25 protein-coding genes and 1 pseudogene are annotated in these 26,967 nt (G+C 72.3%); 14 read left to right on the top strand and 12 right to left on the bottom strand.

The features are described from left to right. Positions 1–3: 3 nt before the first annotated feature. The gene (locus DFJ67_RS29930) at positions 4–1,458 is read right to left on the bottom strand and encodes an MFS transporter (protein ID WP_203784116.1); all 1,455 of its coding nucleotides are present in this window, start codon (positions 1,456–1,458) and stop codon (positions 4–6) included. A gap of 7 nt (positions 1,459–1,465) precedes the next feature. After that, a complete protein-coding gene (locus tag DFJ67_RS29925) occupies positions 1,466–1,972 on the bottom strand; it encodes a cupin domain-containing protein (protein ID WP_116071203.1) in 507 nt (168 codons plus the stop codon). A gap of 60 nt (positions 1,973–2,032) precedes the next feature. On the opposite strand from DFJ67_RS29925, the gene DFJ67_RS29920 reads away from it, so the two are divergent. After that, entirely contained in the window at positions 2,033–4,381 is a 2,349-nt protein-coding gene (locus tag DFJ67_RS29920; RefSeq protein ID WP_147315658.1) for a hypothetical protein, read from the top strand. Here DFJ67_RS29920 and DFJ67_RS29915 read toward each other — a convergent pair. Continuing rightward, positions 4,350–5,327 carry an NADP-dependent oxidoreductase gene (locus tag DFJ67_RS29915; protein WP_116071199.1) on the bottom strand — a complete coding sequence of 326 codons (978 nt, stop codon included), beginning with the start codon at positions 5,325–5,327 and terminating at the stop codon, positions 4,350–4,352. The genes DFJ67_RS29920 and DFJ67_RS29915 overlap by 32 nt on opposite strands. An 80-nt stretch (positions 5,328–5,407) precedes the next feature. Between DFJ67_RS29915 and DFJ67_RS29910 the strand changes: the two genes are divergently transcribed. Continuing rightward, entirely contained in the window at positions 5,408–6,004 is a 597-nt protein-coding gene (locus DFJ67_RS29910) for a TetR/AcrR family transcriptional regulator (RefSeq protein ID WP_116076796.1), read from the top strand. A 92-nt stretch (positions 6,005–6,096) separates the two neighbouring features. Further along, positions 6,097–7,236: a sialidase family protein gene (locus DFJ67_RS29905; RefSeq protein WP_170216049.1), complete on the top strand. Its 1,140-nt coding sequence runs from the start codon at positions 6,097–6,099 to the stop codon at positions 7,234–7,236. A gap of 58 nt (positions 7,237–7,294) precedes the next feature. Here DFJ67_RS29905 and DFJ67_RS29900 read toward each other — a convergent pair whose 3' ends face one another. The 3 genes from DFJ67_RS29900 to DFJ67_RS29890 are packed head-to-tail and all read right to left on the bottom strand — an operon-like array spanning position 7,295 to position 8,412. After that, positions 7,295–7,513 (bottom strand): hypothetical protein, encoded by a 219-nt coding sequence (locus DFJ67_RS29900; protein ID WP_147315657.1) that lies wholly within the window; start codon positions 7,511–7,513, stop codon positions 7,295–7,297. After that, the gene (locus DFJ67_RS29895) at positions 7,510–8,157 is read right to left on the bottom strand and encodes a class I SAM-dependent methyltransferase (protein ID WP_116071193.1); all 648 of its coding nucleotides are present in this window, start codon (positions 8,155–8,157) and stop codon (positions 7,510–7,512) included. Before DFJ67_RS29895 ends, DFJ67_RS29900 begins: the two co-directional genes overlap by 4 nt. Before the next feature lie 51 nt (positions 8,158–8,208). Further along, positions 8,209–8,412 carry a cold-shock protein gene (locus DFJ67_RS29890; RefSeq protein WP_116071191.1) on the bottom strand — a complete coding sequence of 68 codons (204 nt, stop codon included), beginning with the start codon at positions 8,410–8,412 and terminating at the stop codon, positions 8,209–8,211. Positions 8,413–8,696: 284 nt separating this feature from the next. Here DFJ67_RS29890 and DFJ67_RS29885 point away from each other — a divergent pair, with 284 nt between their 5' ends. The 4 genes and pseudogenes from DFJ67_RS29885 to DFJ67_RS44590 form a co-directional block, all read left to right on the top strand. Then, entirely contained in the window at positions 8,697–9,167 is a 471-nt protein-coding gene (locus DFJ67_RS29885; RefSeq protein WP_116071189.1) for a DUF1453 family protein, read from the top strand. Between the two features lie 14 nt (positions 9,168–9,181). Continuing rightward, a complete protein-coding gene (locus DFJ67_RS29880) occupies positions 9,182–10,315 on the top strand; it encodes a sensor histidine kinase (RefSeq protein WP_116071187.1) in 1,134 nt (377 codons plus the stop codon). Beyond that, positions 10,312–10,962, top strand: coding sequence for a response regulator (locus tag DFJ67_RS29875; protein WP_116071184.1), 651 nt, complete (start codon positions 10,312–10,314; stop codon positions 10,960–10,962). Before DFJ67_RS29880 ends, DFJ67_RS29875 begins: the two co-directional genes overlap by 4 nt. A 62-nt stretch (positions 10,963–11,024) precedes the next feature. Continuing rightward, positions 11,025–11,249, top strand: a pseudogene (locus DFJ67_RS44590) (helix-turn-helix domain-containing protein); the annotation flags it as partial. Positions 11,250–11,348: 99 nt separating this feature from the next. Here the strand turns inward: DFJ67_RS44590 and DFJ67_RS29865 are convergent. Continuing rightward, the gene (locus DFJ67_RS29865; protein WP_116071180.1) at positions 11,349–11,963 is read right to left on the bottom strand and encodes a ClpP family protease; all 615 of its coding nucleotides are present in this window, start codon (positions 11,961–11,963) and stop codon (positions 11,349–11,351) included. 2 nt (positions 11,964–11,965) lie between these two features. Beyond that, entirely contained in the window at positions 11,966–12,571 is a 606-nt protein-coding gene (locus DFJ67_RS29860) for a ClpP family protease (RefSeq protein ID WP_116071178.1), read from the bottom strand. A 168-nt stretch (positions 12,572–12,739) separates the two neighbouring features. Between DFJ67_RS29860 and DFJ67_RS29855 the strand changes: the two genes are divergently transcribed. Beyond that, positions 12,740–16,003: an ATP-binding protein gene (locus DFJ67_RS29855; RefSeq protein ID WP_116071176.1), complete on the top strand. Its 3,264-nt coding sequence runs from the start codon at positions 12,740–12,742 to the stop codon at positions 16,001–16,003. A gap of 233 nt (positions 16,004–16,236) precedes the next feature. On the opposite strand, the gene DFJ67_RS29845 is transcribed toward DFJ67_RS29855, so the two are convergent. After that, positions 16,237–18,348, bottom strand: coding sequence for an alpha/beta hydrolase (locus DFJ67_RS29845; RefSeq protein WP_116071174.1), 2,112 nt, complete (start codon positions 18,346–18,348; stop codon positions 16,237–16,239). Positions 18,349–18,440: 92 nt separating this feature from the next. On the opposite strand from DFJ67_RS29845, the gene DFJ67_RS29840 reads away from it, so the two are divergent. Both DFJ67_RS29840 and DFJ67_RS44445 read left to right on the top strand, forming a co-directional pair. Next, positions 18,441–19,496 (top strand): class I SAM-dependent methyltransferase, encoded by a 1,056-nt coding sequence (locus DFJ67_RS29840; RefSeq protein WP_203784115.1) that lies wholly within the window; start codon positions 18,441–18,443, stop codon positions 19,494–19,496. Positions 19,497–19,540: 44 nt separating this feature from the next. Continuing rightward, positions 19,541–20,395: an AraC family transcriptional regulator gene (locus tag DFJ67_RS44445; protein WP_116071170.1), complete on the top strand. Its 855-nt coding sequence runs from the start codon at positions 19,541–19,543 to the stop codon at positions 20,393–20,395. A 213-nt stretch (positions 20,396–20,608) separates the two neighbouring features. Here the strand turns inward: DFJ67_RS44445 and DFJ67_RS29825 are convergent, their stop codons facing one another. Both DFJ67_RS29825 and DFJ67_RS29820 read right to left on the bottom strand, forming a co-directional pair. Further along, on the bottom strand, positions 20,609–21,802 hold the full coding sequence (locus tag DFJ67_RS29825; RefSeq protein ID WP_170216048.1) for an MFS transporter: 1,194 nt from the start codon (positions 21,800–21,802) through the stop codon (positions 20,609–20,611). A 72-nt stretch (positions 21,803–21,874) separates the two neighbouring features. Beyond that, a complete protein-coding gene (locus tag DFJ67_RS29820) occupies positions 21,875–22,486 on the bottom strand; it encodes a TetR/AcrR family transcriptional regulator (protein ID WP_116071164.1) in 612 nt (203 codons plus the stop codon). An 80-nt stretch (positions 22,487–22,566) separates the two neighbouring features. On the opposite strand from DFJ67_RS29820, the gene DFJ67_RS29815 reads away from it, so the two are divergent. Further along, positions 22,567–23,283, top strand: coding sequence for an SDR family NAD(P)-dependent oxidoreductase (locus DFJ67_RS29815; RefSeq protein WP_116071162.1), 717 nt, complete (start codon positions 22,567–22,569; stop codon positions 23,281–23,283). A gap of 21 nt (positions 23,284–23,304) precedes the next feature. Next, positions 23,305–23,544 carry a tautomerase family protein gene (locus DFJ67_RS29810; protein WP_116071160.1) on the top strand — a complete coding sequence of 80 codons (240 nt, stop codon included), beginning with the start codon at positions 23,305–23,307 and terminating at the stop codon, positions 23,542–23,544. A 45-nt stretch (positions 23,545–23,589) separates the two neighbouring features. Here the strand turns inward: DFJ67_RS29810 and DFJ67_RS29805 are convergent, their stop codons facing one another. Continuing rightward, complete coding sequence (locus DFJ67_RS29805; RefSeq protein WP_116071158.1) at positions 23,590–25,002, bottom strand: FAD-dependent monooxygenase; 1,413 nt, start codon at positions 25,000–25,002, stop codon at positions 23,590–23,592. Between the two features lie 219 nt (positions 25,003–25,221). Between DFJ67_RS29805 and DFJ67_RS29800 the strand changes: the two genes are divergently transcribed. After that, entirely contained in the window at positions 25,222–25,884 is a 663-nt protein-coding gene (locus DFJ67_RS29800) for a GntR family transcriptional regulator (RefSeq protein ID WP_116071156.1), read from the top strand. Positions 25,885–25,886: 2 nt separating this feature from the next. Then, positions 25,887–26,894, top strand: a complete 1,008-nt coding sequence (locus tag DFJ67_RS29795) for a 1-aminocyclopropane-1-carboxylate deaminase (protein WP_116071154.1) — start codon at positions 25,887–25,889, stop codon at positions 26,892–26,894. Positions 26,895–26,967: the final 73 nt, after the last annotated feature.

Below are 26,967 nucleotides of genomic sequence, written 5' to 3'. Positions count from 1 at the left end.
CGGTCAGGAGCGCTGGCCCAGGTCCAGCCGTGCCGTCACGAGGCCGCGGGGGCACGGCGGCTCCGCGCGCCTCGCCGGGTCCGGTCGGAGGTTGAGCGCGAGCAGCGCCGTCGCCGCGATCCCGCCGGCGATCACCAGCACCGCCGTGCTCAGGCCGTTGGCGGTCTCGGCGCGCAGCGACTCACCGGCCAGCCCGCCGGTGCCGGCGGCCGACACCAGCACGAGCAGCGCGAGGCCCACCGCGGCGCCGATCGAGGTGCTGGTCGAGGCGATGCCGGAGGCGACGCCCTGCTCGCGGTCGTCGACGCCGGTCCCGGCCGCGATGAAGATCGCCGTGAACGCGACGCCGTCACCCACGCTGATCAGGATCAAACCTGGGATCAGCGCGGGGTAGGAGCCGTCCGGCGACATCGCCAGGCCGAGCGCCAGCGCACCGAGCGCGCCGATGGTGAGCGCCACGACCAGCGTGGGCCGCAGGCCCCACCGGGTCACTACCCGGCCGGACAGGATCGAGCCGGACACCACCACAGCGGTCGGGATCAGGAACCCGACGCCGGTCCGCAGGGCGTCGTACCCGCGTACCTCCTGGAAGTAGAGGGTCAGGAAGTAGAGCACCGAGCCGAACGTCGCCCAGAAGAGGAAGGCCATCGCCGCGGCGGTGGCGAGGTTGCGGTTCGCGAGCAGCCGTGGGGGGACGAGCGGGTCGCGACTGCGCCGTTCGATGACCGCGAAGGCGGCCAGCGCGAGCACGGCGCCGACCGCGCTCACCACGATGCCGGGCGAACCCCAGCCGAGGTTCGGACCCTGCACGAGGGCGAAGACGAGCAGCGTGATGCCGAGCGCGACAGTGAGCGCACCGGGCAGGTCGAACCTGCGCCCGCCCTCCCGGGGGCCGTCGGCGGGAGTGAGCACGAACGCCAGCAGCAGGGCGAGCCCGGCCAGCGGCACGTTGACGAAGAACACCGACTCCCAACCCAGCGTCTGGGTGAGCACGCCGCCGAGCAGCACACCAATCACCAGGCCGGCCGCGCCGGTGCCGCCCCAGACCGCCACCGCCCGGTTGCGCTGCGGGCCTTCCGGGAAGGTGGTGTTGATCAGCGACAGGGTCGCGGGGAAGACCAGGGCTCCGCCGAGGCCCTGGACGGCGCGCGCGACGAGCAGCACCGTGGGAGTCGACGCCAGGCCGCCGACGAGCGAGCCGGCGGCGTAGAGCGTGAGACCTGCGACCAGCACCCGCCGGCGCCCGAGCAGGTCACAGGCACGGCCACCGAGCAGCAGGAAACCCGCCGAGGCCACCGCGTAGGCACTGATCACCGCTTGCAGCGTCTGCGGTGAGTAGCCGAGTCCCCGGCCGATCTCCGGCAGCGCCACGACCACGATGTATTGGTCGAGCGAGACGGTCAGCATCGCGAACCCGAGCAGCGCCAGGATCCCGGTCGTTCTGTTCGGACGGGACACGCCGGCGTCAGCTCGGCGTCAGGCCGTAGCGGTCGATAACGTCCTGGAGCCAGTCGGGTTGGCCGAAGCTCAGGCCGTAGCGCTCGGTCAGGTCGTCGCCGTCGCCCTCGGCCACCGGGCCCGCCGCGATCATCTCGGCCACCTCGCGGAAGAAGTGTTCGAAGCCGGCCGGGCTGATGATCTCGATCATCCGGGCCGGGACGGCGCCCGCGTTCCACATCGCGTGCAGCTCGCCGCGGGGCTTGGTGATGTAGCCGCCCGCGCCGAGCACCACCTCGCGGTCGCCGGAGCGGAAGCCGATCTCGCCTTCCGTGACGATCGAGTATTCGTCTTCCCGCGTGTGCAGGTGTGGTGGGACCAGCGCGCCGACCGGGAACGGGTGCTCGACCACCGCCAGGGCGCCGCCCGTGTCGTGGCCCCACAGCTTGAAGTGGACGCCGATCGAGCCGAGCTCGCCGGCCTGGCCCCCGCCCGGTTGGACGACCGTCAGCGGTGGCGGATCCGATGCTGTCATGGGGATCTTCTACCACGGCGGGGGTCGGCCGCGGTGGACATTCGTCGATACCGTGGGACGATGGCTGACGCGCCGGCGCGAGTGGTGTCCCTGCGGGTTCCGGGCGTCGACTTCCCGGAGGCCGAGGCCGTGCTCGGCGCCCAGCCGGTCGAGCAGGTCGACGACCTCGCGGCGCGCGGTGAGTTCTGGCGGTGGCGGGTCCATCGGCCGGAGACCAACACCCCGGAGGCCTACCTGTGGGGCCTGCGCAGCACCGCGACCGCCCGGGCGTTGTGGCTGTTGCTGCTGCCGTTCACGTTGACCAACCTCGCCTACTGGGCCCGCCCGGCCCGGCCCCGCGGCGTGATGTCGTGGATCGCCGACGGTCTGATCGGCACCGCCTGCCGGTTGGTCGCGTTGACGCTCACCGCGACGCTGATGCTCGGTGTGGCCGGCGTGACGATGGACCTGGTCGCCTGGCAGTGCCTCAGCGTCGACAGTGGCTGTGCCGGTTCGTGGCCGGAGCCGTTCAACCTCGTCGGCGAGCTGCGGTTCAACGCCTACAACCGGTTGGCGCTCGGCGCGCTGGTGCCCCTGCTGGTGCTGATCGTGCTCTGGGCCGCGAGCTACCGCACCTGGCGGCGCTACGAGCGGCGGGCCGAGATCGAGTTGGCGCCCGACGAGCTGACCGCGGCCCGGTTCTGGCGCGGCCGCGACTGGGTGCGCCGGCTGCGTGCCGTGCACATCATCGTCGGCATGGTGGTGGTCGACGCGCTGCTGGTCTATCCGATCCTGCGGCTCGACCGGGCCGCCGGCCGTCCATGGTGGATATTCGGCGCGCTGTTGCTGTGCGTGCTGGCGGTGGCGCTGCTCGCCGGACTGCTCGGCACCGTGGCGCCGTTGCCCGTCGCCATCGCGGAGGTGCGCGCGGTGCGCAACGGCCCGGCGGTGCTGCGGATGATGCGGTCGCGCCGGTTGGCGGCCGGCGCGCGGGTGCACAGCCGGCTCGCCGACCGGATCGAGGCCGGCGTCGCGCGGTTCCGCAGGGGGGCGCACGCCGCCGCGCCGAGGATCAACGTCGGCGTGCGGGTCAGCGCGTGGAGCACGGTGGCGGTGACCATCACCAGCCTGGCGTACGCCGTCGGCCCGCGGCGCGTGGCGGCCCCGTCGACCGGTGCGCTGCCCGGGTTCGCGACCGGGGTCGCCACGCTCTCCGTGATCCAGGTGGCGCTGCTGCTCGGGCTCGGCCTGGCCACCATCCCGCTGTGCTGGATCGCCCGGCGCAGCTCACACCGGCTCGCCTGGCGCGGGTTCGCCGCCCCGATCGTGGCCACGGTCGCCACGATGCTCGCCGTCGCCGAGGCGGCCAGCCTGCTCTACTTCGCGGCCCTGTCGATCGGCGAGCTGGAGACCTCGGGCGCCGGGCGGTCGTGGCTACCCGCACCGCCGTACCCCTATGAATGGGCCGGTCTGGTCTTCGCCGTCGCGATGGGTGCGACGCTGATCGCGGTGGCCTTCGGCGCGGTGCGCTGGCACGTGGTGCTCGGCACCGGCCGGCGGATGACCGACGGGCGTGACCCGCTGCTCCGCCGCCGGCATCCCGAGCGCGCCGAGTATCTCGACCACGCGCACGCCCGCGGCCAACTCTTCGAGTCGGTGCCGGGGCTGGCGCTGGTGGTGTTCGTGCCGATCACCGTGCTGTCGGTCGTGGGCGTCGGCTACAGCGCGCTCGGTCGCGGCCCGGCCGCGCTGCTGCCCAACCAGAGCACGCTGACCAACCTCGGCGCCTGGTCGATCGGCCTGATCGCGCTGGTTCTCGTGCTGACCGTGGCCCGGGCCGGCAACACCACGCCCGGCCGCCGGCTGGTCAGCGCGGTCTACGCGATGGCGACGTTCTGGCCGCGGGCCGCGCACCCGTTCGCCGCGCCCTCACACGGCCCGCGCGCGGTCGCCGACATCGTCCGCCGGGTCACCACGCTGACCGGCCAGGGCGTGCCGGTGCTGCTGGCCGCGCACAGTCACGGCAGCGTGCTGGCGGCGATGGCGGTGCGCAACCTTCGCCCGGAGTCGACGGAGCACATCGCGCTGCTCACCTCGGCCTGCCCGCTGACCCGGCTGATCGCGCCGTTCTTCCCGGCGTTCTTCGACCCCGAGGCCTCCATCAAGCTCGCCGGCTCGCTGACCGACGAGGAGGGCACCCGCTGGACCAACCTCTACCGCGTCACCGACCCGATCGGCGGTGCCGTCTGCCCGAGCCCGACCGGGACCGCGCTCGACGGCGTCGACGTGCTCGCGCCGGACCCGCCCGACGCGGCCCTGCACGACGTCGACCCGCAGGTGAGCGGGCACGGCAGCTATCTGCGCGACCCGGCGTTCGTCGAGGCGCACGACCGCCTGGTCAAGACCCTTGCCCATCGGGCCGGATCGTGACGACCAGCTTGCCGGTCGTGTGCCGGCGGGCGAAGTCGACACAGGCCTGTGCCCCCTGGTCGAGCGTGTAGCGGCGGCCGATCACCGGTGGGTCCGCCAGTTCGGCGACCTCGCGCATCCCCCCGAGCGCACCGTCCATGTCGAGCACGAAACGCAGCGCGACATCGGCACGGCCGATCCACTCCTGCCGCGGCACCGGATAGGTGATGGTCAGCAGGCGCCCGCCGGGGCGGACCGCGGCGGCGACTCCGGTGAGTTCGTCGCTGGGCAGGACCAGATTGAAGGCCACATCGACACCACGGGGGTACGCGGACTCGGCGTACCCGATGAGCTCGTCGGCGCCGAGCGCCCGCAGGATCTCGCCGTCGGCGGCGGTCGCGGTGGCGATCACCCGGGCCTTCGCGGCGGCGAGCAGCGGGACCAGGGCCGTGCCGACGCCGCCGGTCGCGCCGACGACCAGTGCGGTCTCACCGGCCCGCACCTCGGCCGTTGCCATCAGCGCGCGGGCGGCCAGACCGATCGTGGGCAGGGCGGCGGCCTCCTCGACGCCGAGGCCGGCCGGGCGGTGTGCCAGGAACGGGGTGTCCGCCTCGAAGACCGCGTACTCGGCCAGTGAGCCGGTGCTCAGCGACGGGCGGGTCGCTCCGGCCATCCCCCGCAGCGCCCGCGGCACGGCCTGGCCGAAGATCTCGTCGCCCACCTGGAAGGCGGTCACGCCGGCGCCGACCTCGCTGACCGTGCCGGCGAAGTCGTTGCCCGGCACGTGCGGGAACTCGAGCGGGGCGACGTCGTGAAAGACGCCGCTGGGCAGCCGGACGTCGGCCGGGTTGATCGAGGCCGCGGCGATCCGGACCTGGATCTGCCCCGGCCCCGGTCGGGGAACGGGCACCTCGGCCACGGTGTAGGTCTCGGGTGGGCCGTACTCGGCCGCGATAACCGCCTTCATGCGCTGCCTCCACTAAACGGACCGGGTGGTCAGGTTAACCATAAGCGGACCGGGCGGTCAACTTTGCTAGGGTGATCGTCATGACCTCGACCCGTCCGTTGCGCGCCGACGCGTCGCGCAATCGGCGGCTGCTGCTCGCCGCCGCGGCCGACGAGTTCGCGGAGCGTGGTCTGGACGCGTCCGTCGCCGACATCGCCCGCCGGGCCGGGCTCGGCAAGGGCACCGTGTTCCGCCACTTCCCCACCAAAGACGACCTGCTGGCCGCGATCGTCCTCGACCGGATCGACGAGCTCACCACCGCCGGCGAGGAGTTGCTCGCGGCGCCCGACCCGGGCGCGGCGCTGCTCGAGTTCCTCACCGTCGCCGCGGCGCGGCGGCAGCAACGCGACCTGTCGTTCCTCCAGGAGGCCGGCGACCTCAACCCGGAGGTGGTCGCGGCCCGGGCCCGGATGTTCGACCTCGTCCACCGGCTCGTCGACCGGGCCCGCGCCGGCGGCGCCGTGCGGGCCGACGTCACCGGCGCCGACGTCATCCTGCTGATGTGCGCGCCCAACTACGTCATCAGCTACGTGCCGGACGCCCCGCCCGACCTGTGGCGGCGCTACCTGGCCATCATCTTCGACGGCCTGCGCCCGGAAGGCGCCCACGCGCTGCCGTTCCCGCCGCCGACTGTCTGATGTAGACACTCATTCATTGACATGGAATGGCGTTCCAAGTAGCTTCGGGCCGACCGCCGAACCCCGCCGATTCCATGCTGGGAGTGGTTCTTGTGCGTCGTGCACTCCGTCGCGCCCTGGTGGCGCTCACCGTCCCGATCGCGGCCCTGGCCGCGACACCGGCCGCCGCCGCGGCAGCAGGATCTGGAACACCAACCGACCCGGTCATCGTCGCGCCCGCCGAGAGCGGCAAGCGCGCGTTCTTCGGTGACATGATCAAGCTGAGAGACGGTCGGCTCCTGGTCGCCTACCGCGAATCCGTCGCGCACATCGACCAGGACGGCCGCATCATGGTCGTGCAGAGCCGCGACCAGGGCCACACCTGGAGCACGCCGCGGGTCGCCATCGACACCCCGATCGACGACCGTGACCCGAAGCTCATGCAGACACATGACGGCACCGTGCTGATGAACTTCTTCCGCACCGACTGGACCGGCTACCCCGGGTCGCCGGTGACGCTGGTCGGCACGTTCGTCACCCGGTCCGGCGACAACGGTGCTACGTGGACGGAGCCGACCGAGGTCGGCACCGCGATGGAAGGACCGTCCACTGTGGTTGTCGGTGCCTACTACGCCGGCCACGCCGCGACGCACGGCCCGATTCTCGAACTGCCCAACCACGACCTGCTCGTGCCGCTCTACGGCAAGCTGCCCGAGGGCGGCACCGGCCCGGCGACGGTGGTCCGGTCGACGGACGGCGGGCGGACCTGGCCCAGGGAGAACGAGTCGGTCATCGGGAAGGCCGACACGTTCGACTTCCAGGAGCCCAACCTGAGCCTGCTCAAGGACGGCTCGCTGCTGTCGATCATCCGTACCTCGATCAATATCGCCTATCTCTCCCGGTCCTACGACCGGGGCCGCACCTGGACGACGCCGGTGTCCACCGGGCTGCCGGCCTCGTCGCACCACCAACTGGTGCTGAAGAACGGCGACGTGCTGCTGACCTACGGCGATCTGTCGGGCACCTTCGGGCCGGGCCGGCCGACCGTCGGGCGGATCCTCGAACACCCCGAGCGCACTATCGACGCGAAGCGCGACATCCTCATCTACGACGCCGCGATCCATGGACCGGCGACGACCGACCAGGCCAACCCGTCGAGCGTCGAGCTGAAGCCGGGGCGGTTCTTCACCATCACGTCCGACCCGCATCTGGCCGCGATCGTCGGTGTCTACACGGAGAAGCGCGACTATTGACCGACGACAACGCGATGCCCCGCCCCGCGAGTGCGGGACGGGGCATCGTGTTTGTCGTTCAGGCGCGCGCCGGGCCCTGGTAGTCGGCCGAGACGTAGACCGGGAACCGGTCGCCGGCGGAACGCACGTATCGCCTCGTGTAGTTCACGTGGCGGGGTCGAACGCCGTCGAAAGTAGGGACGGCGAAGTGCAGTGGTAGCCGACCCGCGGACAGCCGGGTCGGTGTGACGTCGTGTCGCTGGTCGTGCCAGGGGCCGCCGAGGAAGAGCACCATCATGGCCGCCGTCCTGGCTCACGGGGCGTGAGGACACTGGCGTCACTGAGAAGGGAGTCTTCCCCGGCCATGGTCGACACCGGGTACGTCATGACGACCTGCCAATCTCCGGAGGGGATCCGACCGCGCCCCGGATCACCGACGAGCACCACGGCGTCGCGGCGCGCGGCGTCGAGCAGGAACCGGAGAACGCGATCGGCGAGTTGGTCGCTGTAGAAGGCATCGCCGGCCAGCACCACGTCGGCCTGGATGCCCCGGGCTTCGTCCGGCGACAGGTCGAGAAGATCCGTCAACTCCGGAACGACGTGTACGCCATTCGCGCGGGCGTTGGCGCGAATGGCCGCGGGCGCGTACGGGTCGATGTCGTTGGCAACGACCGCGGACGCGCCCGCCATGGCCGCAGCGATCGCGACCAGCCCCGATCCCGAACCGAGATCGAGAACTCGCCGGCCAGCGACCGTTTCGGGTGCGTCGAGGACGTAACGGGCGACGGCTTGGCCGCCGCCCCACGCCGTCGCCCAGAACGGGGCAGGTAAGTTATGCCCCGCCTGGGCTTCGAGTCGGGCCCAGAAGATCGTTGGATCCTCGGCCAGGAACAGTTTCACCTCTGGGACAAGTCGCGCCGAGGTGAGTCGGAGACCATCCATATCAATCCCCGCTGTTTCCGGGCAACGCCCGGGCCCGGTAGCTCAGATGGCTCAGATGACGCGGATGTTGGCCGCCTGCGGGCCCTTCTGGCCCTGCTCGACGTCGAACTCCACGCGCTGGTTCTCCTCCAGCGACCGGAAGCCGCTGGCTGCGATGGCCGAGAAGTGGGCGAACACGTCGGGGCCACCACCATCCTGAGCGATGAAGCCAAACCCCTTGTCAGCGTTGAACCACTTAACGGTGCCTACAGTCATTTCTCGTACCTTTCGAATTGGGTCCCGCACCGTGCGGGGCCCGGAATTGCCGCATTCATATAACCCGACCGGCGGACCGGCGCAACGCAAAAACGCCCGTGGCTAGATACCCGGGCGTCTGCAAGGTATGAACATGAAACCGCAATACCGGCACTTTAGCACGTTGGACCGGCCGCGCAACGCGCAGCCGCGCCGGGTGTGTAGCCCCGATTTCCACCCGGCGGGGCCCGAGTTCCACCCGTGGGTGGCGGTGCTCGCGCGGCCGGATTTCTAGCGTGAGTCGCATGAACCTCACCTCTGTGCTCGTCGCCCTCGTCGTGATCGTGTTCGTGCTGGTCCGGCGGCTTGCCGGCATGCCGGTCGATGGGCGCCGGCTCGCGCTCCTGCCCCTCGTGCTGACGATCTGGGGGATCAACTCGCTCGCCCAGGGCTTCAACGGGACACTCCACGCGTACGGGACAGACGTCGGCCTGCTGGTCCTCGGCGCGCTCCTCGCGCTCGGCGGCGGTCTGGTCCGCGGCCTGACGGTGAGGCTCTACCCGCGCGAGGGACAACTCTGGTACCGCTACACCTGGATCACAGTGGTGGTCTGGGTCGGGCTGATCCTGCTGCGGGTGCTCCAGCTCTCCATCGGCGGGGTGGTCGGCGCCGACACCTCCCTGCTCGCGGCTGCCCTGCCGTTGATGTTGGGCCTGAGCCTGCTCGGTGAGGCCGCGGTGCTCGGTGCACGGCGGGCGACGGCGCGCCTGTCGTGACGCAAACTGGATCCGTGCTGATCGCCCGCGACGTCGCGTTCCCCCGGTGGCAGCGCACCCGCAGCCTGATCGTCCTGCTGGTGCTGACCGTCGGCATGGCGCAGACCCTCCCGACCCCGGTCCTCTCCGGGCGCTGGCTGGTCGTGGTGGTGTCCATGATCGTCGGTGGCGGGGCCTGGGCCAGCAGTGCGCTGGTGCGGCACAACTCCCGTGCGGTTGCCGCCTGCATCGCGCTGTGCGGTGCCGCCGGTCTGGTCGCGAGCGGCGCCGGTCAGAACCTCGGCCCGTGTTACCTGCTCGTGGCGGCCGTGGTCGCGGTCAACACGATGCGGTTCCCGGTGGCGGCCGCGGTGGCCGTCGCGCAGGCGGCGGGCCTGGCAATCGTGCTCGGGGTGCGGCACGCCGGCGCCGAGGTGATCCTGATCTGGACCGCCGGGCAGCTCCTGCTCATGCTGGTGGCGCTCGTGCGGCGGCAGCGCGACGAGCGGACCGAACAGGACCGCCTGCTGGCCGCCGAGACCCAGCTGGCCCGGCAGGAACAGGCGCGGTCGGAGGCGCTGGCCGAACGGGCCCGGGTGGCCCGCGAGATCCACGACGTGCTCGCCCACTCGCTGTCGGCGCTCTCGGTGCAGCTCGAGACCGCGGCCGCGCTGCTCGAGCGGGAACGCCCGGCCGACGCGGCGGTGATTGTCGACCGCGCCGGCCGGCTCGCCCGCGACGGGCTCACCGAGACCCGGCGGGCGGTCAGCGCGCTGCGCGGCGACGAACTCCCCTTGCCCGAGCTGGTTTCGGAACTGGCCGACGGTTACCGGACCGACCTGGGCGCGGAGGCGGCGGTGACGGTCCGCGGCGAGCCCCGCGCGGTCGCCCCGGAGACCGGGCTGGCGCTCTACCGGTCGGCACAGGAGTCGTTGACCAACGTCCGCAAACACGCGCCCGGCAGCGCGGTGGCGATCGTGCTCGACTACGCGGACGGTGAGGTGCGCCTGACGGTCGCCAACCACGGCGCGCATGGCCCGTCGTTGACCGGCCTGTCCAGCGGTTACGGGCTGACCGGGCTGCGCGAACGCGCCGAGCTCGGCGGCGGCTCGATGACGGCGGCCCCCGACGGCGACGGCTGGCGGGTGGATGTGAGGATGCCCGGGTGACCATCACCGTCGTCGTCGCCGACGACCAGACGGCGGTCCGCGAGGGGCTCGCGACGCTGCTGGGCCTGCACGACGACATCGACGTGGTCGGTGAGGCGGCCGACGGCGACGAGGCGGTCGCGCTGGTCGCGGCACACGCGCCCGACGTGGTGCTGATGGACCTGCACATGCCCCGCCGCGACGGGGTCTCAGCGACCGCCGCCATCACCGCCGCCCACCCGGCGACCCGGGTGGTGGTGCTCACGACGTACGCCGATGATGAGCACATTCTTTCCGCCCTGCGGGCCGGTGCCCTCGGCTACCTGACCAAGGACGCCGGCCGGGTGCAGATCGCGCAGGCCGTGCGGGCGGCGGCGGCCGGACAGTCCGTGCTGGACGCGACCGTGCAACAGCGCCTGGTCGCGGCCGCCAGCAGCCCTCCCGCTCCTCCCGCCGGCGGTCCGCTCCCGGACGGGCTGACCGCCCGCGAGGCCGAGGTGCTCGGGCTGATCGCCGCCGGTCTGTCCAACCGCGAGATCGCCGAGCGTCTGTTCGTCACCGAGGTGACCGTCAAGTCGCATGTCAACCGGCTGTTCGCGAAGATCGGTGCGCGCGACCGGGCCCAGGCGGTCCGCTACGCCTACGAGCACGGCCTGCACGCGGCGTGACCCCGCTACGCTGGCCGCGAAACGACTGCCGCCAGCGGGTCGGCAGGCCCTAGGGTCGGGCCATGAGCCAGCTTCTCCGCGACGTCTTCGGCCTGCTGTTGCGCCGGGCCCGGCTCCGGCAGGGCCGCACGCTGGCCGACGTGGCGCAGCGGGCGCGGGTCTCCACGCAATACCTGTCCGAGGTCGAGCGGGGCCGCAAGGAAGCCTCCTCGGAGGTCCTCGCGGCCATCTGCGGTGCGCTCGAGGTCGATCTCCACGCGCTGCTGATCGCGGCGGGTCGCGAGATGTCGCCCGTGGCGCCGGTCATCCGACTCGCCGACGCCCGCGGCGCCCGCCCCCCGTCCACGGGCGCCGCCGGCGAGGTGCGGCTGATGATCGCCGCCTGATCAGCCCACCCGGGCCAGCGGCGTCGACTTCCGGCTCCGCACCACGTGGTCGGCCAGGCCGTAGGCGACCGCCTCGTCCGCCGAGAACGTCAGGTTGCGGTCGATGTCGGCGCGGATCTTCCCGGTCGGGTGGCCGCTGAGCTCCGACAGGATCTCCTCCATCTCCGCGCGGATCTTGCTGACCTCCTTCGCCTGCACGGCGAGGTCGGGCAGCGTCCCGCGGGCCTGGCTCGACGGCTGGTGCAGCGTCACCTTGGCGTGCCGGAGCACTGCGCGCTTGCCCGGCGTGCCGGCCGCGAGCAGCACCGCGGCGGCCGACGACGCCTGACCGAGGCAGAACGTCGCCACGTTCGGCCGGATGAACCGCATCGTGTCGTAGATGGCGGTCAGCGCGCTGAACGAGCCGCCCGGCGAGTTGATGTAGAGCCCGATCTCCATGTCGGGGCTCGCCGACTCAAGGTGCAGCAACTGAGCCATCACCACGTTGGCCACGCCGTCGTCGATCTCGGTGCCGAGGAAGATGATCCGCTCGGCGAGCAGTCGCGAGTAGATGTCGAACGCGCGCTCACCCGTCGAGGTCCGCTCGATCACCGTCGGGATCGTGTATTGAGTCATGGTCACAACCCCACCGGCTGGCGGGAGACCGCCGGACGCACGTCGTCGACCTGGCTCACGACGTGGTCGACCATGCCATAGTCGAGCGCCTCCGCCGCGCTGAACCACCGGTCCCGCCCGCTGTCGCGGTCGACCGTCTCGACCGGCTGGCCGGTGTGGTGGGAGATCAGTTCGACGAGGGTACGACCGACGCGTTCGAGCTGGCCGGCGTAGATCTCGATGTCGGCGGCCGTCCCGCCGAACCCGGCGGACCCCTGGTGCATGAGCACCTGGGCGTGCGGCAGGCTGAACCGCTTGCCCGCGGTGCCCGCACAGAGCAGGAACTGGGCCATGCTGCCGGCCAGACCCATGGCGACCGTACGCACGTCGTTGGGAATCATGTTCATCGTGTCGTAGATCGCGAGGCCCGCGCTGACCGAGCCACCGGGCGAGTTGATGTAGAGCGCGATATCGGCGCGCGGGTCCTCGGCCGAGAGCAACAGCAGTTGCGCGCACAGCCGGTTGGCGATCGGGTCGTCGACCTCGGCACCGAGCACGATGATGCGCTGGTGCAGCAGCCGGGTGGCCAACTGGTCGTCGAGCGGCGGCCCGCTCGTCAAGCTCTGCATGGGAATCTCCTTGGGTGTCCGTCGGTCCGGTAGCCCCACGATGCGGACGGCGGCGCCGCGACCACCAGGTGAATCTGCTGGCAGCAGAGAAGTTCAGCGCTGCGCGGAAACGGTCGGATTGCCGCGCGAAGGATTGACCGGCCCGGCCCCGGGGCGTAGCAAGACGGCGTGGGGCAGACGGGCATCCGGCTCGTGGGACCGTTCGCCGTGGTGCGCGACGAGCGGCTACTCACCGACGCCGAGGTCGGCAGCCGCAAGGCCCGCACCCTGCTCGCGCTGCTGGCGGCCGAACGCCGGGCGGTCACCGTCGACCGGATCGTCGAGGTGCTGTGGCCGGCCGACCCGCCCCGCCGGCCCGCCGACAACGTCGCCACCCTGGTCAGCCGGGTCCGCGGGGCACTCGGCGCGGACGTGGTCGAGGGCGGCCGCGGCGGCTACCGCCTGCACGAGAGCGTCACCGTCGACCTGCACGACGCCGCACGCCTGGTGGTCTCGGCGGAGGCCTTACTCGCGGCCGAGCCGGCCGCCGCGCTAGCCGCCGCCTCGGCGGCTGAGCCTGCCGCCGCGCTGGAGACCGCCACCCGGTCCTTAGCTGCCGCCGCGCTGGGGACCACCGTCCGGACTGGGCCTACTACGGCGCTGGAGGCTGCCGCCCGGGCCGAGGCCGTGTTGGGTGCCGCGCCCGCGCTCACCGATGAGCCGGTCGCTGACTGGGCCGCCGCCGTGCGCGCCGACCAGGACGGCTGGCTGCGCCGGGCCCGCCAGGCGATCGCCGCGGCCGCGCTGGCCGCCGGGCAGCCGGCGCGCGCCCGCGACGCGGCCGCCGCGGCGCTGCGGGCCGACCCGTTCGACGAGGACGCCGCGCGCGCTCTCATGCGCGCCCACGACGCGCTGGGTGAGCCGGCCCGCGCCCTGGCCGTCTACGAGCGTCTCCGCGCGCTGTTCGCCGAGGAACTCGGCGTCGACCCCTCCCCCGCGACCCGGGACCTGCACGTGGCGGTGCTCCGCGGCGGCCCGGTAGCCGCGGACGCGGCCGCACCACCACCCCCGCCGGCCGAGAGTGGCCTGGTCGGCCGGGAGGCGCAGACCGCCGAGCTGGCCGGCGCCTGGCGGGACGCGACCGCGGGCCGGTCGCGGGTGGTGCTGCTCGCCGGCGAACCGGGCATCGGCAAGACCCGGCTCGCCGACGAGGTGGCCCGGCTCGCCCGCGCTACTCCGGGGACCGCGGTGACGGTCCGCTGCTACGACGCCGAGCGGTCGCTGTTCCTCCAGCCGGTGGTCGAGGCGATCACCGAGCTGGTCACCGCGACGCCGGCCGACCTGGTCCGGGCCGCCGCCGCCGACCGGGCCGCCGCGCTCGCCGCCCTGGTGCCGGAGGCCGCCGCCGTGCTCGGCGCACCGCCGGCCGGTCGCGGCAGTCCGGAAGCCGAGCGCCGCCGGGCGTACGACGCGGTGACCTTCTTCCTGCGCCGCCTGTCGAGGTCGCGCCCGCTGCTGGTGGTGGTCGACGACCTCCAGCACGCCGGCACGGCCACCGTGGAGCTGCTGCACTACCTGGCCCGGCACGCGACCGGCGCGCGGCTGCTGGTCGTCGCGACCGTGCGGGCGGTCGAGGGCCGCTGGGCGCTGTCGACGCTCGGCGGCGTGGCGGTGACGATGCCGCTCGGGCCGCTCGACGAGCCCGCCATCGCCCGCCTGGCCCACGCCGCCGGCCAGGACGCGCGCGTCGCCGAGATCGCCCGGCGTACCCGCGGGCACACGCTCTTCGTCGTGGAGACGCTGCGGTCGCTCGCGGCCGGCGACACCGGCGTGCCCGAGTCGCTGCGCGCGAGCGTGCTGGCCCGGGTGGCCGCAGCTGGGGAAGGCGTGCGCGAGCTCCTCCGGGCCGCCGCCGTGCTCGGGCCGTCGTTCGCTCCCGCCACGGTCGCCGGTTTGCTCGGCGTCGGCGTCGAGGAGGCGACCCTGCGCTGCGAACGGGTGCTGGACACCCGACTGACCATTGTGGCCGGTCGGGCCTACGAGTTCGCCAACGACCTGGTCCAGGAGGTGCTCTACGACGCGACGCCGCAGCCGACCCGGCTGGCGCACCACCTGCGGGCGGCCGACCTGCTGGCCGACAACCCGGAGGCGGTGGCCCGGCACGCGCAGGCCGCCGGCGACGACCGCCGGGCCGGCCGGGCCTGGCTGGCGGCCGGACGCCGGGCCGCCGCGCGCTACGCCGCGGCCGACGCCGAGGCCCTGCTGGGCAACGCGATCGCGGCGGCCGACCGGTGTGCCGACGTCGAGCTGAAGACGAGCGCCCTGCTTTCCCGGGCCCGGGTACGCGACACGATGTTCCGGTTCGACCCCGCGCTCACCGACGCCGGCGACGCGCTGCGGCTCAGCCGCTCGACCGGCGACCGCCGCGCCGAGATGGCGGCCCTGCGGGAGTTGGGCGGGCCGGCGTGGTCCGGGGTCGGCAAACCGTTCGAGGCCGGCATCGGGCACATGCGGGCCGCGCTCGCGCTGGCCGAGCAGTTGGGCGACCGGGGCGCCGAGGCCGAGCTGCTCGGCTGGCTCGCCGTGCTGAGCAGCAACCAGTTGCGCTTCGGGGACGCCCTGGCCTACGGCCGGCGGGCGCGGGAGGCCGCCCGGGGCGCCGGCGACACGGCGCTCGCGGCCGCGCTCGACGGCTTGAAGACGGCGTACGCCTACCTCGGCGAAGTGGCTGAGCTGTCAGCGGTGCTGGTCGAGTTGGAGCCGCTGGTACGCCGGGTCGGCGACCTGCTGCTCCTCCAGTGGTGCCGGTTCGAGTCGGCGTTCCCGCTGCTGGCCGCCGGCCGCTGGGCCGAGGCGGCGGCCCGGGTCGACGAGGCCATGACGATCAACGCGCACAGCGGCTACCAGAGCTACACCGCCTGGTATGTCGCCCACCTGGGCTGGATCGCCCGCCTGGACGGCCGCCGCGACGACGCGTTGGAACTGGCCCATCGCTCCTCCATGATGGACTCACACGCCTGGTTCGCGACGGCGGTCGACGCGCTGCACGGCACCGCGCTCATCGAATACGGCGAGCCGGCGGCCGCCATCCCGGTGCTGGAACGCGGCCTCGCCCGCGCCGACTCGCACCGCACGGTGTCCTACCGGCTACGCTGCCTCGCCCCGCTGGCCGAGGCGACCGGCGACCGGGTCCTACTCGACGAGGCCGACGCGCTGGTGCGCGCGATCGCGGCGCCGCCGGGCGCGGCCTGGCTCTACGGCGCGGACGCCTACACCTCGGTGGCCCGGGCCTGGTTGGCACAGGGCGAGCCGGGGCGTGCGGTGCGGGTGCTCGAACCATTGCTCGCCGCGGGTGCGCGCACCGGCTGGGTCGCACCGCTGGCCACCGCGCGCGCGGTCGCCGCCCAGGCTGTTGCCGCACAGACGGTCCTAACCGAGCAGGTCACCGCCTAGGCCGGGTCCTGTCGATCATCGTGCGCCGGGTTCAAGGGGACGCCGGCAGCCGGCCGCCCAGGCGGCCAGCGCCCAGGTGAGCCAGCCCCCAGGCGGGCCAGCGCCAGGCGGGCCAGCGCCAGGCGGGGCACCGCCAGGCGGGGCACCGCCAGGCGGGGCACCGCCAGGCGGGGCACCGCCAGGCGGGGCACCGCCAGGCGGGCCAGCGCCCTGGCGCGCGGCGCCCGAGCTCGTCAGAACAGCTCAGCCAGCAGGGCCGCCGCGCGCTCGGCCCCGTCGGTCTCCACCGGGCGGTAGTCCACCGCCCTGCCGATCTCGGCCGCGATCAGCGCCGCCAGGCTGTCCGGGTCAGTCTGTCCATAGTCGACGCAACGGCCGGCCCGGTAGGCGTCCAGCCGGTGCCGCACGTGCCGGTTCTGCTCGAAGTGGTTGCGCAGCGGCACATAGAGGAACGGCCGCCGGTGGGCGGTCAGCGTCATCGTGGTGGTCAGGCCACCGTGGGTGATGGCCAGATCGCAGGCGGCGAGCAAGCGATGCAGCTGATGCACATACCCGTGCACCTCGAGCCCGTCGCGGGAAGGGATCCGCGCCGGATCGAGCCGCGGCCCCACGACGACGACCAGCCGCAGCCCCGGCACGGCCCGCCTGGCCGCCGGGAACGCGTCGACCACCCGGTGCAGCAGGTCGCCGCCCACGCCGGAGCCGCCGACGGTGACCACGCACACCTGCTCGTCGGCACCCCAACCAAGTGAGGCCCGCAGCCCGGCCCGCTCGTCGTCGGAGACCGGCGCGAAGTCGCAGACGTAGCCACTGAACGCGTAATGGTCGACCGTCCAGTCCCGAACGCTCGGCAGGCCGGGGCCGAGCGGGTCGTCGACGAGATCGTCCGGATTCCCGACGAAGACGGCCCGGTCGCGCAACCGCGGGAAGCGGGCGATCTGCTCGACCATCTCCGCGTTGTAGTCGGCGGTAAGCGCCTCGTCGCCGGCACCCATCGGCAACCAACCGACAAAATCGGTCAGCCAGGCGTACGCCGAACGCTTCAGCTCCGGGTTCTCGTGCAGGAAGTAGTCGAGCTCCCAGGCCTCGTCGCCGACCCACAGGTCGTAGTTGTCGTGCTCGACCAGGTCGGCGAACACCATGAAGTTGGCGATCAGGATCTCGTCCATCCGCCGGATCGCCTGGAACGCGTGCAGGTCGTGCTCGCCGGCCTCGCTCTCGATGTGCGCCGACTCGGTGACCAGGTGCGCCGACGCCGGATGCACCCGTTCGCCGCGGCGGGCGAGCACCTCCGTGACCGGGTGTTGGGCCAGCCAGTCGACCTGCACGCCGGGCCGTTGCCGGCGCAGCGCGTCGACGATCGCGGCGTCACGCTCGACGTGGCCGAGCCCGAGCGGCGACGACAGGTAGAGCACCCGGCGCGGCCGGTCCAGCGGCCGGGTCCAGCGGGCCGGTGGTCTGGTGGTGCCGGCCGCCTGCTGGACGAAGTCGCGGAGCAACCGATTGACCACCACCGGCTCACGGATGTGCGGCAGGTGGCCGCCGCCGTCGAGCAGCACGTCGCGGGCGCCGCTCAACTCGGCGGCCCGCGCCATCTCGCGCTGTGACCGGCACCGGTCGCCGCTGCCCCGGATGACCAGCGCGGGCCGGTCGATCGTGCGCAGCAGGGCCTCGGTCTCCGCGGTGTCGTGCACGCACAGGTCGGCCAGTTCCGCCGCGATGAGCGACTCCGGCGTGGTGCCGCGGGCCCAGCCGATCGCGTCTTCGATCTGCTTGGTCGAGTGCGGCTCGCTGATCACCTCGGTGAAGAAGAACTCGGCGAAGCCCGGCAGGTCGGCCAGCCAGGAGTGCCGGTTGAACCGCTGCCACCCCTCGTAGCTGTCGCGGACCACCTCGAAGTCGTGGCCGACCCGGTGCGGCGGCAGCGAGCCGAGGAACGGCCCGAGCGGCGCGATCGCCACGGCGCCGAGCACGCGCTCGGGGATGCGGGCGGCGGCGACCAGCGAGCGCCAGCCGCCGCGACTGACCCCGGCGACCACGACCCGGTCGGCGTCGACCGCGTCGAGCACCGCGGTCAGGTAGTTCAACTGGGCCTCGTCGCCGTAGGCGGTGGGCTCGGTCGGCCGGTCGGAGCGGCCGTTGCCGGGCGGGTCGAAGGTGACGACGCGGAACTGCCGGGCCAGGTAGGGAACCTGCATCTTCCAATGTCGGGAATGCACGATCGACCAGGCCGGCAGTAGCACGACCGTCGGTGCCGCCGCGTCGCCCGGGTCGAAGACCTCATAACCGATCCGGACGCCGTCGCGTTTGACGTACCCCTCGATGTCTGGTTGTCGTGCCCGCATCTCCTCAGCCTGCCCGCCGCCGTTGCAATGTGGTTGCAAGCAGCCTGCAACGCCGCCGAGGAGGGTCGCAAGAAACGAATCAAGGAGGAGAAATGGCTGTGGACAACGACCGGCTGATGGCGTTCCTGGGCCGGTTCGTCGGTGATCTCGGCGCGACGATGGCCGCCGGCAACGTCGTGGTCGGCGAGCGGCTGGGCCTCTACCGCGCCCTCGCCGCCACGCCGAGCACCCCGGCGGAGCTGGCGACCGCGACCGGAACCGACGCGCGCTACGTCGACGAGTGGCTGCGCGGCCAGGCGGCCGGCGGCTACGTCGAGTACGACGCGGCGACCGACACCTACTCGCTCACCGACGAGCAGGCCTTCGCGCTCACCGACCCCGACGGCCCGGTCTTCATGCCCGGCGCGTTCCAACTCGCGCTCGGCGCACTGCGGGCCGAACCCCGGATCACCGCGGCCGTCCGCAGCGGCGACGGGGTGGGCTGGCACGAGCACGACGCCGACGTGTTCGAGGGCTGCGAGCGGTTCTTCCGCCCGGGTTACCTGGCCAACCTGACCACGTCGTGGCTGCCCGCGCTGGGCGACGTCGAGGCCAAGCTGCGGGCCGGCGCGAGCGTCGCCGACATCGGCTGCGGCCACGGCGCGTCGACCCTGCTGATGGCCCGCGCGTTCCCGGCGTCGCGGTTCACCGGCTCCGACTATCACGAGGGATCGATCGCGGAGGCACGCAAGAAGGCCGCGGACGCGGGCGTCGGCGACCGGGTGTCGTTCGAGGCTGCGACCGCGCAGAGCTTCGGCGGCGGCCCCTACGACCTGGTCACCACGTTCGACGCGATCCACGACATGGGCGACCCGGTCGGCGCGGCGCGGCACGTCCGCGAGTCGCTGGCCACCGACGGCACCTGGATGATCGTCGAACCCTTCGCCGGCGACACCGTCAACGACAACCTCAACCCCGTCGGCCGGGTCTACTACTCGTTCTCCACGTTCCTCTGCGTGCCCAACGCGCTGTCCCAGGACGGCGGCTACGCCCTGGGCGCACAGGCCGGCGAGGCGGCCATCCGCCGCGTCGTCACCGAGGCCGGCTTCACCCGCTTCCAGCGCGTGGCCGAAACCCCGTTCAACCTGGTGTACGAGGCCCGCCCCTGACAGCAGCTGGGAATGCACCGCCGTTCAGCGGTGCTTGACCTGCTGTGACGCTGGCTATCGACGATCTCAGTGACGTGCTCGAGCGCCTTCGGTGGTCGGTGGGTGACTACCGCAAGGAGACCTTGCCGGGGGGTGAGCGGCGGGCCGCGCACGGTGCCGGAATGCGCTTCTACTTCGTGGCGCAGGGCGGTCTCGACGTGCGCGGCCCGACCGCCGCGACGCTCAACACCGGCGACTTCCTGCTGATGCCGCGCGGTGGCGCGCACGCGCTGGAGGCGCGCGGTGAGACCGTTTTGCACACCGGGCACCTGGAGGTCGGGTCGCCGACCGCGGCCCAGGTCATCGGGGTGCTGCCGGACACCCTGATCGCCTGCTGCTTCACCTCGCGCGAGCCGGTGATCGCCGCGCTGATCGACGGGATGGCCGGTGAGGCGTGCGGCGTACGCCCGGGGTCACGGTCTGTGATCTCGCAGCTCGCCAACGTGGTCACCGCGGCCGCGATCCGGCACTGGGTGGAGTCGGGGTGTGGCAGCCTGCCGCTGCTGTCGGTGCCGCTGCGGGACACCGACATCGCCCGGGCGCTGGGCGCCATCCACGACGCACCCGGCTCGCCCTGGACGGTCGAGGAACTCGCCCGGATCGCGCTGGTGTCGCGCTCGGCGTTCGCCAAGCGGTTCCGGGACGTGGTGGGCGACACGCCGGTGCGGTATCTCGCCCGGATCCGGATGGAGCACGCCAAACGACTGCTCACCGACCGGATCACCGTCGCCGAGGTGGCGGTGCGGCTCGGCTACGGGTCCGAGGCCGCGTTCAGCCGGGCCTTCCGCCGGCATGCCGGTGTGCCGCCGACCCGCTGGCGACACACCGACAGCACCGGGACCACAACCGTCGAGCGCTGATCAGGCGCGCACCACCAGTGGTGGTGGACACCGACGGGGTCAGAACCGCCCGGGCGCTGGCGAAGCCCAGGCCACCGGTGGCGGCGGACACCGACCCGGTCAGAACCGCCCGGGCGCTGGCGAAGCCCAGGCCACCGGTGGCGGCGGACACCGACCCGGTCAGAACCGCCCGGGCGCTGGCGAAGCGCACGCCACCGGCTGACACCGACGGGGTCAGAACCGCTTGGCGCTGGTGAAGAGCGCGCCGCCGGCGATCGCGGCGATGCCGGCGGCGACCAGCGTGACCCGCACGTCGAAGGCGTCGACGAGGACCCCGCCGACGGCGGCACCGGTCGCGATCGCGACCTGGAACATCGCCGTGGCGAGGCTGCCGGCCGGCTCCAGGCGGTTCGGCTCGACCCGGGCCACCCAGGTCAGCACCAGCGTCGGCAGGCCGCCGAACGCGAGACCCCAGGCGGCGACCGCGACGACGACCGCCGCGTAGGAGCCGGACAGCAGCGCGAATCCGATGACGGCGGCGCCGATCAGCAGCGGCGCGACCAGGACGCCGATGCGGAGCCGGCGGTCGGCGAGCGGGCCGGCGACCATGGTGCCCACGAAGGCCGCGACGCCGAAGATGGTCAGCAGCAGCGCGAGCGAGCCGGGTGTGATGCCGGGCACCCGCTCGGCCGCCGGCCGCACGTAGGTGAACGCGGCGAAGTGGCCGCCCGCGACGAGCAGCACGGCGACCATGCCGAGGATCATCGTGCGGCCGCGGGCCGTGTCGACCAGGGCGCGCAGCGGCGGAGCACCGGACGGCGCGACCGACGGAAGCCAGAGCAGCAGCAGCCCGAGGGCGACCACGGCCACAGCGCCGGCCAGCCAGAACACCGGGCGCCAACCCCAGGCCTCGCCGAGGTAGGTGCCGACCGGAACCGCGGTGACGGTCGCCAGCGAGACGCCGAGGTTGACCACGGTCATCGCCCGGCCGAGCTTGTCGGCGCTGACCAGCCGGCCGACGACGGCGAGCGCCATCGCCCAGTAGCCGGCGATCGCGATGCCGAGGAGCAGCCGGGCGACCAGCAGCAGGGGGTACCAGGGTGCGACCGCGACCAGCGCGTTGGAGACGAACGCCAGGCCGGTCAGCAGGACGAGCAGCAGCCGGCGGTCGAGGCGCGGCACCACCATCGCGATCGTCGGCGCGGTGATCGCTCCCATGATCGCCGTCGCGGTCACCGCCTGGCCGGCGACGCCCTCGCTGACGCCCATGTCGGCGGCGATCCGGGGCAGCAGGCTGGCCGGGAGGAACTCGGTGGTGACGAGCGCGAAGATGCCGAACCCGACGGCGGCCACGGCGAACCACGGGGACCGGGCGGGGCGCGGCGCGACGCCGGCCAGCGGCCGGCGGAGATCAGAGGTAACAGTCACCGTGCAAGCGTTGCCGCGGGCGGCCGCCGGTGCTTGATCGTGCGTCCCCGCTGCTTGACGAATCGTCCACGATCAGCGCGCGGCGGGTGACCGCGCCTGGAGCAGGTCGAGGGCGTTGCGCCACAGGGTGTCGAGCTGTGCCGGGTCGTTGAGCAGCTTGGCGAGCAGCACCCGGCCCTCGATCTGGGCCACGATGGACCGTGCGGCGTCGCGGGCGTCGACGTCGGCGCCGGCCTCGCCACGCTCCTTCGCCTCGAGCACCACCTGCTCGATCAGGTCGATCTGGGCGTCGAAGATCTCCTGCAACCGGGCGCGGATCTCCTCGGCCTGGTTGCTGACCTCGAGCGCGAGGTTGCCGAACAGGCAACCGACCACCCGGCCGGAGTCGCGCTTGGCGCTCTGCTGCACGTCTTCGGTGGCCGCGAACAGGTCGCGCAACCGCTCCAGCGGATCGCCGTCGGCGCGCAGCACCGCCTCCCACTGCGCCCGCTGCGCGGCCCAGTGGTCGTCGATCACGGTCAGCGCGAGTGCCTGCTTCGACTCGAAGAAGTAGTAGAAGCTGCCCTTGGGCACGCCGGCGGCCGCGCAGATCTCGGCCACGCCCAGCGCCGAATAGCCGCGCTGCTCGAACAGCGTTCGCGCGGCTTCGAGGATCTTGTTTCGCGCGTCACTCGTACGTCCCATGCCTTGGAGAATACACGACCGGTCGTCTAGTTTGATAGTCGACCAGTCGTCTAGCGACGAAATCAGGAGGAGAACTACTCATGAACGCCAATAACGGACAGAAGGTCGCTGTGATCACCGGTGCTTCTCAGGGCATCGGGGCCGGCCTGGTCGAGGCCTACCGCAAGCTCGGCTACGGCGTCGTGGCCACCTCGCGCTCGATCACGGACGCGGGCGACCCGGAGGTCGTCACGGTGCGCGGCGACATCGCCGAGGCCGACACCGCCGAGCGGGTGGTGGCGGCCGCACTGGAGCGGTTCGGCCGGATCGACACACTCGTGAACAACGCCGGGGTTTTCGTCGCCAAGCCGTTCACCGACTACACCGACGAGGACTACGACCTGGTCACCGGCATCAACCTGGCCGGGTTCTTCCACCTGACCCGGCGGGCGCTGCCGCACCTGCTGGCCAGCGGCGCCGGCCACGTCGTCAACATCACCACGAGCTTCGTGGACCAGCCCAACTCCAATGTGCCGTCGGTGCTCGCGTCGCTGACCAAGGGCGGCCTGAGCTCCGCCACCAAGTCAATGGCCATCGAGTACGCGACCCGCGGCGTACGCGTCAACGCCGTCGCACCTGGCATCATCAAGACCCCGATGCACCCGGTCGAGTATCACCCGACGTTCGACGGCCTGCACCCGGTCGGCCGGATGGGCGAGACCAGCGACATCGTCGACGCCGTGCTCTACCTCGAGTCGGCGCCGTTCGTCACCGGCGAGATCCTGCACGTCGACGGCGGCCAGAACGCCGGCCACTGACCGAAGGGAAGGACCCTAGCGATGCCAATCGTCACCATCCAGATCACCCGCGAGGGCACCACACCCGGCACCGATGCGGCGACCCCCGAAGAGAAGGCCAAGCTCATCGCCGGCGTCAGCAAACTGCTGCTCGACGTGTTGCACAAGCCGATGGACCGCACCTTCGTCGTGATCGAGGAAGTCGAGACCGAGAACTGGGGCGTGGGCGGGCTGCCCGTCGAGCAGTTCCGGGCGCAACAACGCGAACAAGCGGAAAAGTAGGTGAGCCGGCCGGGGGCCCGCGCCCCCGGCCGGAACCTTGGTCGTTCAGCCGAACCAGCGGGCGAGGTGCTCCTCCAGGTCCTGCTGATCCGCGCCGATCCAGGCCACGTGGCCGTCCGGGCGCACCAGGACGCCCGGCACATCGAGGGCGGCGGTGGGATCCCCGACGTAGTCGACCCGGTCCGACCAGCCGCCGACGGTCAGCCGTTCGGTGCGGTCGAGCAGCAGGCCGCGGCCGCGATGCAGCAGACCGTAGAGGTGGCCCTGTTTCAGCTCGACGTCGGGCAGGCGCCGGCCGAGCAGGTCGGGGCCGTCGCCGACGTCGTAGCGGATGCCGATCGCGGTGATCTTCTCGAGCAGGTGCCGGTTGACGTCGTCGAAGTCCATCAGTTCGGTGAGCAGCCTGCGCACGGCCTGCGGGCCTGGTTCGGGCGACAGCAGTTCGGCCTGGGCGCGGGTGTTGTCGAGCACCGCCGCGGCGACCGGACGACGCTCGCTCTCGTAGGTGTCCAGCAGGGTTTCCGGCGCCCAGCCGCGAATCTGCGCGGCCAGTTTCCAGCCGAGGTTGAACGCGTCCTGCACGCCCAGGTTGAGCCCCTGCCCGCCGATGGGCGGATGGATGTGTGCCGCGTCGCCGGCCAGCAGCACCCGCCCGACCCGATAGCGGTCGGCCAGCCGCGTGGCATCGCCGAAGCGCGACAACCAGCGCGGGGAGTGCACCCCAAAATCCGTTCCCGCGATGGTACGCAACTGCTGCCTGAAGTCGTCGAGAGTCGGCGGTTCCGCCCGGTCGCTGACTCCCGCGGCGGGAACCACGACGCTGTAGACCCGATCGCCGAACGGCCGGATCCAGAAGGGATGGTGGGTCGCGCCGACCTCGGCCACCTTGGCGGCGACCTCCTGCGGCGGCACGCCCAGTTCCAGTTCGCCCATCAGCGTGTCGCGTCGCGCAGGCTCGCCGGGGAAGCCGACACCGAGCAGCTTGCGCACCGTGCTGCGGGCGCCGTCACAGCCGACGAGGTAGCGCGACCGCAGCCGTTCCCCGCCGGCCAACTCGACGGTCACACCCTCGTCGTCCTGCTCGACCGCGGCGACGGCACAGCCGCGGCGGACCTGCGTACCCGATGCGATCGCATGTTCTTCGAGAAGTCGAACGATGACCGGCTGCGGGATGCCCAGCAGATAGGCGTACGCGGAATCCAGGCCCTCGGGCGCGGGTTTGTCGATCGCGGCGAAGTAGGCGCCGGCCGGACGCTTTCGTGCGTGCTGGAGGATGCGGTCGAGCAGCCCGCGCATGGCCATCAGCTCATTGGTGCGGATGTGCAGACCGACGATGCGGACGAACGAGACGGGCTCGGTCTCCTTCTCCAGGACGAGCACGCTGACATCGTGTAGCCGCAGCTCGGCGGCCAGCATCGCGCCGGTGGGCCCGCACCCGGCAATGATCACATCGAACATTTGCTGCCTCTCGGGAGTGCCTTGTTGGCGGGGCGCTCCCGGCGACACCTAGGTCGATCGCCCGGTCGTGACGGGGAGGGGGAGCACCCACATCGATCCAGCGTTCATGGGTCTCACCTCCTCGGGTGGTGTCACGGTCAGCCGCAAACTACAAGCCCGGGCAGCATCCCGTCCAACTCTTTCTTGACACGGCGCATCAGGCAACGTGCAATATATTGCATGCCAGTTCCGGAGACTGCCGGCGTCGTTGGACGGTCGCTGCTGCGTGACGACGCCTACCGGGCGATCCGCGACGCCATCGTCGACGGCACGCTCACGCCTGGTGAACGGCTCAACGACGCCGATCTGGCGCGCTGGCTCGGCATCAGCCGCACGCCCGTGCGGGAGGCGTTGGCCCGCCTCGACGAGGCCGGCCTGGTGCGCACCAAACCCGGCCGCTACACGATGGTCAGCCCGTTGGACGTGCGAGCGGTGCGGGCGGCCCAGTCGGTGACCTCAGCGATGCACGAACTCGCGGTGCGGGAGGCGTTGCCCAACCTGTCGGCCGCCGAACTCGACGCCATGCGCGCGGCCAACAACCGCTTCGCCGCCGCCCTGCGGGCCAACGACGTCGACGCCGCCATCGCCGCCGACGACGAGTTCCACGGTGTCGCGGTCACGGCGTGCGCCAACGGGGCCGTGCGCACCGTGCTGGACCAGTTCACTCCCCTGCTGCGCCGGCTCGAACGCTTGCGCTTCGCCTCGCTGAGCGGCCGGGGCTCGGTCGCTCAGCACGACCGCATCATCGCCCTGTGCGCGGCCGGCGACGTCGACGGCGCGGTCGCCGCCACCCGCACCAACTGGCAGACCCTGGCACCCCTGCTCGAGACCCCTGGAGAGTGACCATGTCCCTCGACGCGTTCGAGCGTTACCCGCTGCTGTTCGGGCCCAGCCCGGTGCACCCGCTCGATCGGTTGAGCGACCACCTCGGCGGCGCGCGGATCTGGGCCAAGCGGGAAGACTGCAACAGCGGTCTGGCGTACGGCGGCAACAAGACCCGCAAGCTCGAATACCTGCTGCCGGACGCGCTCGCCCAGGGCGCGGACACGCTGGTCAGCATCGGCGGTATCCAGTCCAACCACACGCGGCAGGTGGCGGCGGTCGCGGCCCGGGCCGGGCTGAAAGCGGTGCTGGTGCAGGAGAGGTGGGTCGACTGGCCGGATCCGGTCAACGACCAGGTGGGCAACATCCTGCTGTCGCGGATCATGGGCGCCGACGTACGCCTGGGTTCCGACGGTTTCGGCATCGGCTTCAAGGACAGTTGGCACCAGGCGCTCGACGACGTGCGGGCCGCGGGCGGCGTGCCCTACGCGATCCCCGCCGGCGCCTCCGACCACCGGCTGGGCGGTCTCGGCTTCGCCAACTGGGCCGCTGAGGTGCGGCGCCAGGAGCAGGAGCTGGGCATCTTCTTCGACACGATCGTCGTGTGCAGCGTCACCGGCAGCACCCAGGCCGGGATGATCGCCGGGTTCGCCGGTCAGGACCGGCCACGGCGGGTGCTGGGCATCGACGGGTCCGCGAAGATCGACGAGACCCGGGCCCAGGTGGAGAAGATCGCGCGCGGCACGGCCGAGCTGATCGGGTTGGGTCGCGACCTGCGCGCCGACGAGATCGTGGTCCTCGAAGGCTGGGCCGGCGACCTCTACGGCATTCCGGTCGAGTCCACCGTGGACGCGATCCGGCTCACCGGACGGCTCGAAGGGGTGATCCTCGACCCGGTGTATGAGGGCAAGTCGATGGCCGCGCTGATCGACCTCGTCCGCTCCGGTGACATCCCGAAGGACTCGCACGTGCTCTACGCCCACCTCGGCGGCCAGCCCGCGCTCAACGCCTACAGCACTGTGTTCAACTGAGCCGCATCCGGCACAGGCGTATCACCGTGCCGGCCGCGGCGGCGTAGCGTCGGTCGAAAGGAAGGGGTCGGCC

Source organism: Asanoa ferruginea, from assembly GCF_003387075.1.
Classification (GTDB): domain Bacteria; phylum Actinomycetota; class Actinomycetes; order Mycobacteriales; family Micromonosporaceae; genus Asanoa; species Asanoa ferruginea.
This window is presented reverse-complemented; position numbering and strand designations above follow the sequence as displayed.

Bases quoted from the DNA above. Each gene is read 5' to 3' on its own strand.
- DFJ67_RS29860 (WP_116071178.1), bottom strand. From the start codon at position 12,571: ATGCAGAGCTTGACGAGCGGGCCGCCGCTCGACGACCAGTTGGCCACC.
- DFJ67_RS29925 (WP_116071203.1), bottom strand. From the start codon at position 1,972: ATGACAGCATCGGATCCGCCACCGCTGACGGTCGTCCAACCGGGCGGG.
- DFJ67_RS29885 (WP_116071189.1), top strand. From the start codon at position 8,697: ATGAACCTCACCTCTGTGCTCGTCGCCCTCGTCGTGATCGTGTTCGTG.
- DFJ67_RS29910 (WP_116076796.1), top strand. From the start codon at position 5,408: ATGACCTCGACCCGTCCGTTGCGCGCCGACGCGTCGCGCAATCGGCGG.
- DFJ67_RS29865 (WP_116071180.1), bottom strand. From the start codon at position 11,963: ATGACTCAATACACGATCCCGACGGTGATCGAGCGGACCTCGACGGGT.
- DFJ67_RS29805 (WP_116071158.1), bottom strand. From the start codon at position 25,002: ATGTTCGATGTGATCATTGCCGGGTGCGGGCCCACCGGCGCGATGCTG.
- DFJ67_RS29795 (WP_116071154.1), top strand. From the start codon at position 25,887: ATGTCCCTCGACGCGTTCGAGCGTTACCCGCTGCTGTTCGGGCCCAGC.
- DFJ67_RS29920 (WP_147315658.1), top strand. From the start codon at position 2,033: ATGGCTGACGCGCCGGCGCGAGTGGTGTCCCTGCGGGTTCCGGGCGTC.
- DFJ67_RS29800 (WP_116071156.1), top strand. From the start codon at position 25,222: ATGCCAGTTCCGGAGACTGCCGGCGTCGTTGGACGGTCGCTGCTGCGT.
- DFJ67_RS29820 (WP_116071164.1), bottom strand. From the start codon at position 22,486: ATGGGACGTACGAGTGACGCGCGAAACAAGATCCTCGAAGCCGCGCGA.
- DFJ67_RS29900 (WP_147315657.1), bottom strand. From the start codon at position 7,513: ATGATGGTGCTCTTCCTCGGCGGCCCCTGGCACGACCAGCGACACGAC.
- DFJ67_RS29845 (WP_116071174.1), bottom strand. From the start codon at position 18,348: ATGCGGGCACGACAACCAGACATCGAGGGGTACGTCAAACGCGACGGC.
- DFJ67_RS29810 (WP_116071160.1), top strand. From the start codon at position 23,305: ATGCCAATCGTCACCATCCAGATCACCCGCGAGGGCACCACACCCGGC.
- DFJ67_RS29815 (WP_116071162.1), top strand. From the start codon at position 22,567: ATGAACGCCAATAACGGACAGAAGGTCGCTGTGATCACCGGTGCTTCT.
- DFJ67_RS29840 (WP_203784115.1), top strand. From the start codon at position 18,441: ATGGCTGTGGACAACGACCGGCTGATGGCGTTCCTGGGCCGGTTCGTC.
- DFJ67_RS29895 (WP_116071193.1), bottom strand. From the start codon at position 8,157: ATGGATGGTCTCCGACTCACCTCGGCGCGACTTGTCCCAGAGGTGAAA.
- DFJ67_RS29915 (WP_116071199.1), bottom strand. From the start codon at position 5,327: ATGAAGGCGGTTATCGCGGCCGAGTACGGCCCACCCGAGACCTACACC.
- DFJ67_RS29890 (WP_116071191.1), bottom strand. From the start codon at position 8,412: ATGACTGTAGGCACCGTTAAGTGGTTCAACGCTGACAAGGGGTTTGGC.